Annotated in this window: 8 protein-coding genes; 4 read left to right on the top strand and 4 right to left on the bottom strand. The window is 73.2% G+C overall.

Annotated elements, in window-relative coordinates; translation table 11 throughout:
* Nucleotides 1-79: 79 nt before the first annotated feature.
* Nucleotides 80-745, bottom strand: coding sequence for a TetR/AcrR family transcriptional regulator (locus ACFU7Z_RS26950; protein ID WP_079271888.1), 666 nt, complete (start codon nt 743-745; stop codon nt 80-82).
* Nucleotides 746-1,110: 365 nt separating this feature from the next.
* Here ACFU7Z_RS26950 and ACFU7Z_RS26945 point away from each other — a divergent pair, with 365 nt between their 5' ends.
* The 4 genes from ACFU7Z_RS26945 to ACFU7Z_RS26930 all read left to right on the top strand — a co-directional run bounded on the left by ACFU7Z_RS26945 (nt 1,111) and on the right by ACFU7Z_RS26930 (nt 5,724).
* The gene (locus tag ACFU7Z_RS26945; RefSeq protein WP_375876979.1) at nt 1,111-2,112 is read left to right on the top strand and encodes a tetratricopeptide repeat protein; all 1,002 of its coding nucleotides are present in this window, start codon (nt 1,111-1,113) and stop codon (nt 2,110-2,112) included.
* Nucleotides 2,113-2,854: 742 nt separating this feature from the next.
* Nucleotides 2,855-3,517 carry a DUF6230 family protein gene (locus ACFU7Z_RS26940; RefSeq protein ID WP_049651461.1) on the top strand — a complete coding sequence of 221 codons (663 nt, stop codon included), beginning with the start codon at nt 2,855-2,857 and terminating at the stop codon, nt 3,515-3,517.
* Nucleotides 3,518-3,649: 132 nt separating this feature from the next.
* Complete coding sequence (locus tag ACFU7Z_RS26935; RefSeq protein WP_380780212.1) at nt 3,650-4,318, top strand: DUF6114 domain-containing protein; 669 nt, start codon at nt 3,650-3,652, stop codon at nt 4,316-4,318.
* Nucleotides 4,315-5,724 (top strand): hypothetical protein, encoded by a 1,410-nt coding sequence (locus ACFU7Z_RS26930; RefSeq protein ID WP_380780210.1) that lies wholly within the window; start codon nt 4,315-4,317, stop codon nt 5,722-5,724. Before ACFU7Z_RS26935 ends, ACFU7Z_RS26930 begins: the two co-directional genes overlap by 4 nt.
* Before the next feature lie 74 nt (nt 5,725-5,798).
* Here ACFU7Z_RS26930 and pyk read toward each other — a convergent pair whose 3' ends face one another.
* From pyk to pta, 3 genes are all read right to left on the bottom strand, one after another.
* Complete coding sequence (pyk, locus tag ACFU7Z_RS26925) at nt 5,799-7,226, bottom strand: pyruvate kinase (RefSeq protein WP_049656903.1); 1,428 nt, start codon at nt 7,224-7,226, stop codon at nt 5,799-5,801.
* A gap of 94 nt (nt 7,227-7,320) precedes the next feature.
* Nucleotides 7,321-8,544, bottom strand: coding sequence for an acetate kinase (locus ACFU7Z_RS26920; RefSeq protein WP_074001464.1), 1,224 nt, complete (start codon nt 8,542-8,544; stop codon nt 7,321-7,323).
* The gene (gene pta, locus ACFU7Z_RS26915; RefSeq protein WP_380780208.1) at nt 8,541-10,709 is read right to left on the bottom strand and encodes a phosphate acetyltransferase; all 2,169 of its coding nucleotides are present in this window, start codon (nt 10,707-10,709) and stop codon (nt 8,541-8,543) included. Before pta ends, ACFU7Z_RS26920 begins: the two co-directional genes overlap by 4 nt.
* Nucleotides 10,710-10,845: the final 136 nt, after the last annotated feature.

Below are 10,845 nucleotides of genomic sequence, written 5' to 3'. Positions count from 1 at the left end.
TTCTGAGGCCGCGGCCGACGCGGAGCCGCCGTACGGGCTCCCGTACGGCGGCTCCGCCGTGTATCCGGCCGGGGTGCGCTCAGCCCGCGAGCATCGGTCCGAGCAGCAGGTCGGTGAAGCGGCGGGTCCACTCCGGGGTGATCGGCTCGCCGCTGACCAGGACGCGGTGTTCGACGGTGCCCGCGATGGTGTCGAAGATGATGTCGACCTCCTCGCGGGCCGAGGTGTCGTCGGTGTCCGCCTCCAGCTCGCCGCGGGCCTGGGCGGCCGCCCGGCCCTGGCGGACCAGCCGCTTCTGCGGGTCCACGATGGCCTCGCGGATCCGCCGCCGCAGCTGCCGGTCGCGGGTGCCCTCGGCGAACAGCGCGAGCAGCGCGGCCTGGGTCTCCGGGCGGGCCAGCAGGTCGGCGAACTGGGCCACCACGGCCTCGATGTCGGCCCGCAGGCTGCCGAGGTCGGGCATCACCAGCTCGTCGAAGAGGGTGGCGACGGCGTCCACCACGAGCTCGTTCTTGGACGGCCAGCGGCGGTAGAGGGTGGTCTTGGCGACCCCGGCCCGGCTCGCCACGTGGCCCATGGTCAGTCCGCCCCAGCCGAGTTCGGCCAGGGTCTCGCGGGTGGCGTCGAGGATGGCGCGGTCGGCGGCGGCGCTGCGCGGGCGGCCCTTGGCCCGGGCGGTGCCCGCGGGCGCCGGGCAGTCCTGGTGCGTGCCCTGCGGGCTCGCTGGGGGCTGGGCGGCCGGCACCGGGCCTCCTTGCGCTCTACTGGTAAGTAACTTGGGTGGGGCTGGTAACGGTAGCGACTGTTCGTCCGTTCGGGCAGCGGGGCACCCCGGGAAAGTGGGGCAGGTCACGTCCCCGAACCACCGGAGGGGCTTGCGGCCGGGCCACCGGCTCCAGTTACGCTACGACTCGTAGCGAAAGCAGTGACAACCAGGCGCCGCGTCCCGTGGGACGGGAGCGGCGCGGGCGCGGGTGGGGATCCGCGCCGAACGGTCCAGGCTACCGGGGGAGGGGCACGGCGCCCGGGAACCCGCACCGCGCGGTCCGCGCGGGGCGACTTTCCGGAGGTTGGTGCCCGCGAGCAGCGCGGACGGGGGAGGATGGTGCCATGCAGCCACGGAATTCGCGTCTCAACAGCTCCGCCCTGCGCGGTGCGGTCGACCTCGCCGCAGTGAAGGCGGCCGGCGAAGCCGCCCAGAAGGCCGAGCAGGCCCGGGCCGAGCGGGCTCGTCAGGCGTCCGCCGCCGATGCGGACGGAGCCGCCCCCGCCCAGACCGCCCACCAGCTCGTCATCGACGTCACCGAGGACACCTTCGAGACCGAGGTCGTCCAGCGCTCCACCGAGGTGCCGGTCGTCATCGACTTCTGGGCCGAGTGGTGCGGGCCCTGCAAGCAGCTGAGCCCGGTCCTGGAGGGCCTGGCCGAGGAGTACGCCGGCCGCTTCGTGCTCGCCAAGATCGACGTCGACGCCAACCCGCTGCTCTCCCAGCAGTTCGGCATCCAGGGCATCCCGGCCGTGATGGCCGTGGTGGCCGGCCAGCTGGTGCCGCTGTTCCAGGGCGCGGAGAGCGCCGCCAACATCCGTCAGATCCTGGACCAGCTGATCCTGGTCGCCGAGCAGCGCTTCGGCGTGGCCGGCCTGGCCGGTGGCGCGGCCGCCCCGGGCGAGGCCCCGGCCGCCGCCCCGCAGCGCCCCGAGGACCCGGCGCTGTCCGCCGCGCACGACGCGCTGGACGCCGGCGACCTGGGCGGTGCCATCCAGGCCTACCGGAACGTGCTGGCCGAGCAGCCGGGCAACACCGAGGCCAAGCTGGGCCTGGCCCAGGCCGAGCTGCTGAAGCGGATCGAGGGTCTGGACCTCCAGGCCGTCCGGGCGGCGGCCGCCGCCGACCCGAAGGACGTCGGGATCCAGCTCAAGGCGGCCGACCTGGACCTGGTCGGCGGTCACGTCGAGGACGCCTTCGGGCGCCTGGTGGCCACCGTCGGGCGGACGGCCGGCGAGGACCGGGACACCGCCCGGCTGCGCCTGCTGGAGCTGTTCGAGGTGATCGGCCCGGAGGACCCGCGGGTCGTCGCGGCCCGGACGGCGCTGGCGCGCGTGCTGTTCTGAGCCCGCTCCGGGCCGGTTCCCGGTCCGTCCCGAGCCCGTTCTGAGCCCGGATCAGGTCCGCTGCCTGGCACGGCGGATGACCTGCGGTGTCGCTGGTGATTTGGCGACAATCCGGTCAACTGAACAGAGGTTTACCAAATCTTGATTTCACCCGTGGGTGGTCACCTTGTGTGACCACCCACGGGTGTTTCGCTTGCGTTTCCGGCAGATTTCGCCGTCACGTTTCCTTCAAGACGTCACGCAGGGTGCGGCCCGGGTCGATTCCATGATCAACGCCACCTGATGTTGCATTACCCGTCAGTAAGGAACCTCTTGTGCTTCGCCCGGGATTCAAGCACGATCGGCCACGCCCGGTCCCGGGCTCCACACCCCGACCCCGGTCGGCCACGCGGAGCGCGGGATCCCCACCGGGCGGTCCGTCGGCCCCGGCCGGCGGGAGGGAGGGCAGGGGGGTATCCGCGGTCCCACGGCGGTTCCTGTCCTTCGACCGGCCGCGCGGCCCTGCGCGGTCGCTGGTTGTCGCTCGGGGGTGATCGCCGATGTCGTCGGTCCTGCCCGCCGCCCCGCAAGGACGGCCGGTGCTTGGACGGGAGGTCCGCTGCACGCGGGCCGCTCCCGCGTCCGACGACGCCCAAGGCGCTCTCCGCTACCGAGGACGTAGCTCTCTCCCATCCCAGGTCCCCACCGGTGCGGGACGCGCCGCCGGGGAGCCGGAGATGTACGTCCTAGAAGGAGGACTCGCATGTCCCAGACCTACGGCAAGACCCGCTGGAAGCGCTTCGCCCTGGTGATGGTGCCGAGCATCGCGGCCACCGCCGCGGTGGGCGTCTCGATCGCCAACAACGCGCTGGCGGCTTCGTTCAGCGTCTCCGGCCAGAGCTTCAAGGTCACCACGCCGGAGCTGCACGGCAGGAACTTCGCCCAGTTCGGCTCGATCGACGCGGAGTCGAACGGCACGCCGCACCCGGTCGCCGTCTCGGCCTTCGACGAGGCCACCATCAAGGGCCTCTGCCAGTCGGTGGTGACCGACCCCAACGTCATCCCCGGCCTGCCGTGGAAGCTGCCCAAGATCATCCTGCGTCTGGAGGCCGGCAACAGCGAGGACGTCAAGAAGCAGGTCTACGCCAAGAACCTGCTGATCGACCTCGACCAGCTGAACGCCGACGCCGAGTTCTCCAACATCAACATCGGCCAGGAGGCGTCGACCCTCAAGGGCGAGGCCACCCAGGGCTGGAAGTCCAAGCTCGGCGGCCTGCCGTCCGGGCAGACCGGCTTCGCCCAGGCCGCCGAGAAGGCCGACCTGTACAACGTGCAGCAGACCGCCTGGGCCACCTCGGCCGGCACCTTCAAGCTCCCGGGCCTGAAGCTCGCGCTGCACACCGACGGTTCCGGCGAGTGCTACTAGGCCGTTGACGGCGGCGGGCCGGGCCCGGCCCGCCCGCCCCGACGGCACCCGCGGGACCGGGGGCGGTGCGTGCGCCGTCCCCGGATCCCGTGTCTCCTCCATCCCTCGTTCACACCATCGAGGAGCTGCACCGTGTCCAGCGCCCTTGCCTCCTACCGGCCCGCCGAGCACGAGAACCCCGCCCAGTGGCTGCGCCGGGTGTTCCGTACGTTCCGTCGGACGCGGCCGTACTACGGCGGTCTGCTGGCCATGATCGCCGGCGTCCCGATCATGTACTTCCCGTACGCCAAGCTCTCGTTGGGCGGCATGACGGTGGCCATGGCCACCACGGCGGGTGCCGGGTCACTGATCATCGGCGTGCTGCTGATCGTGCTCGGGCTGACCGCCTGGTTCCAGCCGGCCGTACGGGTCTTCGCCGGCATCGCCACCACGCTGCTGACGCTGGTCTCCCTCCCGGTCTCCAACCTGGGGGGCTTCGGACTGGCCCTGCTGCCGGGCCTGATCGGCGGCGGGCTGATGGTCTCCTGGGCGCCGCTGCCGGAGCCCAAGGCCGCGAAGGCGGCCGGGCGCGGACGCTGGGGCCGGGCCAAGGGCGGCGCCGGGGACGCGACGGCCGGGAACGCCGTGGCGCGGAGCGTCGCCACCGAGCCGGCCACCGACGGCGCCGTCGAGGCGCCCACCGCCGAACTGCCCGCCCAGGGCGGGCCGCAGGCCGCCGAACCCGCGGCCGCCGTCCCGAAGCAGTCCGACACCGCGGACCGGAAGCGGGCCGCCGCCGTGGACCAGGAGGAGGCGCGGTGACCGGGCCGGCCGAGCAAGCCGACGGTACGACCGTTCCCGCGCAGCGCTCCGGCCGGCACGCGGCCCCGCGCACGCCCGTACGGGTCCGGCTGAGGGGCCGGGCACTGGCGCTGGCCGCGGTGCCGACCGCGCTGCTGATGGCCGCCGCCTACACGCCCAACCCGGCGGTCGCCGAGTCGGCGGCGGGCAAGCCCTGCGGCACCGCGCCGGCCGCCGTGCCGGACGTCGCGCCGGTCGAGACGCCAGTGCCCAAGAGCGAGCTGCCCGAGCCGCCGCCGGGCCCGTCCACGGCGCCGAGCACCGCGCCGAGTACCGCGCCGGGCACCGCGCCCACCGCCGGCCCCTCGACGGACCCGGGCTCGGTGCCGACCCCCGCACCGACCACCGGCCCGGCCCAGCAGCCGACCTCGCCGGTCAAGCCGTCGGCCGCCGCGACGCCCACCACCACCGGCCCGGCGGCCCGGGCGGGGCTGATCGACGGCCTCGTCGACGGCGTCAACCGGCTGCTCACCCCGAACGGCTCGCCGAGCCCGACCCCGGGCGGCGCCCCGACCACCACCCCCGCGGCGCCCGCCGGCCCGGCCGCTCCGGCCGCCCCCGCCCCGCACACCGAGGCCCCGCACACCGAGGCCCCGCACACCGAGGCCCCGCATACGGACGCCCCGGTGCAGGCCCCGGCCGCCGCCCCGCAGGCCGCGCCGCCCGCGACCCAGCCCGCCGCCGACGAGCCCTCGCCCACCGCCACGCCGAGCGGCAGGGCGAGCGGCAAGCCGAAGCCCTCCGCGACCCCGTCCGCGGACGCCTCGGCGACGCCCTCCGCGGGCGCCTCCGGCAGCCCGTCCGGCACGCCGACCGAGAACCCCGACTGCGATGTGGACGCCCGGGGCCTGACCGCCGGCGCGCCCGCCCCCGGGCACGTCGTCCCGGAGCAGAACTGGACCCTGAAGACCAGCCGGCTCGCCCTGCACGGCGCGGCCTTCCACGGCGTCTACGACGTGAAGACCGTGACCGGCAGCAAGCGCGTCCTGAAGTTCGTGGTCGACAGCGTGGACATCGACAACCTCGACATGTCGACCCTGGAGGGCAACGGCGTCACCTTCCACGTCCAGGGCGCCCCGGGTTCCACCTCGACGATGCGCAAGGGCCCGGTCACCATGTACGTGGAGCGGCTGTCCGGCCACCTCTCCAAGGTGCTCGGCCTGCCGATCCCGATCGACCTGGGCGAGATCACCCTCACCCCGGACACCCTGCCGCGCTGGCTGTACGACCTGATCGGCTCCATCCCGATCCCGCTGGACCTGGAGCTGACCGGCGTCACCGCCAAGCAGGCCGGCCAGTTCGGCGGCACCCTGCGCATCCCCGGGATGCGCCTGTTCAACGACGACGCCCCCTACAGCGACAAGTAGCGGACGCCACAAGGACCGTGGGGCGGCCCTCCGGAAGGAGGACCGCCCCACGGGCGTTCAGGCCTGACGGGTGCTCACTCGCCCCGGGTGCCCAGGTGGTGCACCTGCACCATGTTGGTGGTGCCGGGGACGCCGACCGGGACACCGGCGGTGACGATGACGGTGTCGCCCTCGCCGAGCCGGCCGAGCTTCAGCAGCTCCCGGTCGACCTGCGCGACCATCGCGTCGGTGGTGGCCACCTGCTCCGTGACGTACGCCTCGACGCCCCAGCTCAGCGAGAGCTGGTTGCGGGTGGCGCTGTCCGGGGTGAAGGCGATCACCGGGATCGGCGAGCGGTAGCGGGACAGCCGGCGGGCGGTGTCGCCGGACTTGGTGAAGGCGACCAGCGCCTTGCCGTCCAGGAAGTCGCCCAGCTCGCACGCGGCGCGGGCGACGGAGCCGCCCTGGGTGCGCGGCTTGCGGCCCGGGTTGAGCGGCTGGAGGCCCTGGGCGAGCAGCTCGCCCTCGGCCGTCTCGCAGATCCGGGCCATGGTGCGGACGGTCTCGACGGGGTACTTGCCGACGCTCGACTCGGCGGACAGCATGACCGCGTCGGCGCCGTCCAGGATGGCGTTGGCGACGTCGGAGACCTCGGCGCGGGTCGGGCGCGAGGCGTGGATCATCGACTCCATCATCTGGGTGGCGACGATGACCGGCTTGGCGTTGCGGCGGGCCAGGGTGATCAGCTGCTTCTGGACCAGCGGCACCCGCTCCAGCGGGTACTCCACGGCCAGGTCGCCGCGGGCGACCATGATGGCGTCGAAGGCGAGGACGATCTCCTCCATGGCCTCGACGGCCTGCGGCTTCTCGATCTTGGCGATGACCGGCACGCGGATGCCGACCTCGTCCATGACCTCGTGGACGTCCTTGATGTCGTCCGCGTTGCGGACGAAGGACAGGGCGATCATGTCGACGCCCAGGCGCAGCGCGAAGCGCAGGTCGTCCTTGTCCTTCTCGGACAGGGCGGGCACGTTCACGGCCGCGCCGGGCAGGTTGATGCCCTTGTTGTTCGAGAGCACGCCGCCCTCGATCACCACGGTCTTCACCCGCGGGCCGTCGACGCTGACGACCTCCAGGGCGATGACGCCGTCGTTGATCAGGATCGGGTCGCCGGCCTTCACGTCGCCGGGCAGGCCCTTGTAGGTGGTGCCGCAGATGTGCTGGTCACCGGGGACGTCCTCGGTGGTGATGGTGAACTCGTCGCCGTTGTCGACGGTCACCGGGCCGTTGGCGAAGGTCGCCAGACGGATCTTCGGACCCTGGAGGTCGGCCAGGACGCCGATGGCCTTGCCGGTGTCCTCCGAGACCTGGCGGACCTTGCGGTACCGCTCCTCGTGGTCCGCGTGGTTGCCGTGGCTCATGTTCAGTCGGGCGACGTTCATGCCCGCTTCGACGATGGCCTTCAGCTGTTCGTAGGAGTCCGTCGCCGGACCCAGGGTGCAGACAATTTTCGCTCGGCGCATATGGATCAGTCTATCCGTTCGTGTTATAGGTGCATTCGGCACGCACCGGGAGGAATCGCCGACGAAAGCTTCCGAGGAGTGAGACGGATCCGTGTCAGTCCTCGGACTCCCGGCGTTCCCGGTGCACCAGCGCGAAGGTCTGTCGGGCGATCTCCAGCTCCTCGTCGGTGGGCACCACGGCGACCGCCACCCGGGCGTACTCGGGCGAGACGATCCGGGCCTCGCCGGACCGCACCGAGTTCAGTTCCGGGTCGACGGCGATGCCCAGTTCCTCCAGTCCCGCGGTGGCCGCCGCGCGCACCGGCGCCGCGTTCTCCCCGACCCCGGCGGTGAACGCGATCGCGTCCACCCGGCCGAGCACCGCGTAGTAGCCGCCGATGTACTTGCGCAGCCGGTGGACGTACGAGTCGAACGCGAGCTTCGCGTCCGCGTCCCCCTCGTCGGCCCGGCGCATGATCTCGCGCATGTCGTTCTCGCCGCACAGCCCGCGCAGGCCGCTGCGGCGGTTGAGCAGGTCGTCGATCTCGTCCACGGACAGCCCGCCGACCCGGTGCAGGTGGAACACCACGCCGGCGTCGATGTCGCCCGACCGGGTGCCCATGACCAGGCCCTCCAGCGGGGTCAGGCCCATCGAGGTGTCCACGCAGCGGCCGCCGGCGACGGCCGAGGCGGAGGCGCCGTTGCCCAGGTGCAGCACGATCACGTTGACCTCGGCCGGGTCCTTGCCGAGCAGCCGGGCGGTGGCCCGCGAGACGTACTGGTGCGAGGTGCCGTGGAAGCCGTAGCGGCGCACCCGGTGCCGGTCGGCGACGTCCTTGTCGATCGCGTACCGGGCCGAGTACTCGGGCATCGAGGCGTGGAAGGCGGTGTCGAAGACGGCCACCTGGGGGAGGTCGGGGCGCAGGGCCCGGGCGACCTCGATGCCGGTGATGTTGGCCGGGTTGTGCAGCGGGGCGACCGGGATCAGCCGGCGGATCTCCTTGAGCACGTCGTCGGTGATCACGGTCGGCTCGGTGAACCGCAGGCCGCCGTGCACCACCCGGTGGCCGATCGCGGCCAGCTCGGGGGAGTCCAGCCCGACGCCGTCGGCGGACAGCTCCTCGGCGACGGCCTTGAGCGCGGCGGCGTGGTCCGGGAAGGCCTGGACGGTCTCGCGCGGCCCGCCGGTGCGCGGGGTGTGCACCAGCCGCCCGCCGGCCTCGCCGATCCGCTCGACCAGTCCGGCGGCCAGCCTGGCCCCGTCCAGCATGTCGATCAGCTGGTACTTCACCGACGAGGAGCCGGCGTTCAGGACGAGGACGCGGGTGCCCTTGCTCATGCGGGGAGCTCCTTGCTGTCCGACGCGAGGTCCTGGGAGGTGCGGTCCTGGGAGGCGTCGTCCTGGGACTGGATGGCGGTGATCGCGACGGTGTTGACGATGTCCTGCACCAGCGCCCCGCGGGAGAGGTCGTTGACGGGCTTGCGCAGTCCCTGGAGCACCGGGCCGACGGCGACGGCCCCGGCCGAGCGCTGGACCGCCTTGTAGGTGTTGTTGCCGGTGTTGAGGTCCGGGAAGATCAGCACGGTGGCCCGCCCGGCCACCGGGGAGCCCGGCAGCTTGGTGGCCGCGACCCGGGCGTCCACCGCCGCGTCGTACTGGATCGGGCCCTCGACCAGGATGTCCGGCCGCAGCTCGCGGACCAGCTCGGTGGCCTTGCGGACCTTGTCGACGTCCGCGCCGGAGCCGGAGGTGCCGGTCGAGTACGAGAGCATCGCGACCCGCGGCTCCACCCCGAACTGGGCGGCGGTGGCGGCCGACTGGATGGCGATGTCGGCCAGCTGCTGGGCGTCCGGGTCGGGGTTGACCGCGCAGTCGCCGTACACCAGCACCCGGTCGGCCAGGCACATGAAGAAGACCGAGGAGACGATCGAGGCGCCCGGCGAGGTCTTGATCACCTCGAAGGCGGGCCGGATGGTGGCGGCGGTGGAGTGCGCCGCGCCGGAGACCATGCCGTCCGCGATGCCCTCCTGGACCATCAGGGTGCCGAAGTACGAGACGTCGGTGACCACGTCCAGGGCCAGTTCGACGGTCATCCCCTTGTGGGCGCGCAGCTTCGCGTACAGCTCGGCGAACTGGCGGCGCAGCGGGCTGGTGGCCGGGTCGACGATCCGCACCTGGGCGCGGTCGGCGGTGGGGTCCTCGGCGGGGAGGTCGATGCTCAGGCTCGACGCCTTGCGGCGGACGGCGTCCGCCTCGCCGAGCAGGGTGAGGTCGCAGATGTTGCGGCGCAGCAGGATCTCGGCGGCGCGCAGCACCCGCTCCTCGGTGCCCTCCGGCAGGACGACGTGCCGGCGGGTGCCCCGGGCGCGCTCCAGCAGCTCGTGCTCGAACATCATCGGGGTGACCCGCTCGGACCGGCCGACCTCGATCAGGTTGGTCAACTCGGCGGTGTCGACGTGCAGTTCGAACAGGCCGAGGGCGATCTCGGCCTTCCGGGGGCTGGCCGAGGTGAGCTTGCCCTCCAGGTGGGTCAGGTGGGCGGCGGTGGGCCAGCTGCCCTCGGGGACGACCGCGACCGGGGTGCCGGGGGCGAGCCGGGCGGCCAGTGCCATCACGTTGGGGCCGGGGTGCTGGCCGAGCGTCAGCAGCACGCCGGCGATCGGCGGGGCGCCGGCGGCGTGCGCGGCCAGCGAGCCGATCACCAGGTCGGCGCGGTCCCCGGGGGTGACCACCAGGGCGCCCTCGGTCAGCGCGTCCAGGAAGGTGGGCAGCATGGCGCCGCCGAAGACGTAGCCGCGCACGTCCCGGGCGAGGCCGGCGGCGTCCCCGAGCAGCACCTCGGCGCCGGTCGCCTCGACCAGCTGGGCGACGGTGGGCGCGGCCAGGGCCGGCTCCTCCGGGATGACGTAGGCGGGGACGGGCAGCTTCTCGGTGAGGGTGCGCTGGATGCGCTGCTTGGCGCCGGGGGCGACCCGGTTGGCGATCATCGCCAGGGTCTGGCAGCCGAGGTCGGTGTAGGCGCGGTGGGCGCCCAGCAGCTCGGCGACCACCGTCTCGGGGTCCTCGCCGTGCCCGCCGACCACCGGCAGCACGGCGGCGCCGAACTCGTTGGCCAGGCGGGCGTTGAAGGCGAGTTCGTCCGGGATGCTGGTGTCGGCGAAGTCGGTGCCGAGCACCAGGACGGCCTGGCAGCGCCGCTCCAGCGCGTGGAAGCGGTCGACCAGGGCGGAGACCAGTTCGTCCTGCCCGTGGGCGGCCTGGAGGGCGGCGGCCTCCTCGTAGCCGAGGCCGTACAGCTCGCTGCTGGGCAGGTCGAGCCGGTAGCGGCCGCGCAGCAGCTCGACCACGTGGTCGGAGCCCGGCTGCCCGGGGGCGGCGTGCACCAGCGGGCGGAACACCCCGACCCGGTCCACCTGGCGGGTGAGCAGTTCCATGACCCCGAGTTCGACCGCCTGGCGGCCGTCCCCCCGGTCGATGCCGGTCACGTACACGCTGCGCGCCACGTGGTTGTCTCCGTCCCGTCGTCTCGGAAAGTGGTCATATCGACCATACCTTCGCACCCCGAACGGGTGTCCGCGAGCAGAGCGACGGGGTTCGGGCAAGGGGCGGAGGTCCCGCCCCGGGTGCCCGCCGACGGGG

The sequence above is a fragment of the Kitasatospora sp. NPDC057518 genome, assembly GCF_042802075.1.
Taxonomy (GTDB): domain Bacteria; phylum Actinomycetota; class Actinomycetes; order Streptomycetales; family Streptomycetaceae; genus Kitasatospora.
Note: the sequence above shows the minus strand (reverse complement) of the source record. Positions and strands in the feature narration are given on the sequence as shown.

What these genes read in the sequence shown, in the direction of transcription:
- ACFU7Z_RS26945 (WP_375876979.1), top strand. Translation starts at nt 1,111, where the DNA reads ATGCAGCCACGGAATTCGCGTCTCAACAGCTCCGCCCTGCGCGGTGCG.
- ACFU7Z_RS26940 (WP_049651461.1), top strand. Translation starts at nt 2,855, where the DNA reads ATGTCCCAGACCTACGGCAAGACCCGCTGGAAGCGCTTCGCCCTGGTG.
- pyk (WP_049656903.1), bottom strand. Translation starts at nt 7,226, where the DNA reads ATGCGCCGAGCGAAAATTGTCTGCACCCTGGGTCCGGCGACGGACTCC.
- ACFU7Z_RS26920 (WP_074001464.1), bottom strand. Translation starts at nt 8,544, where the DNA reads ATGAGCAAGGGCACCCGCGTCCTCGTCCTGAACGCCGGCTCCTCGTCG.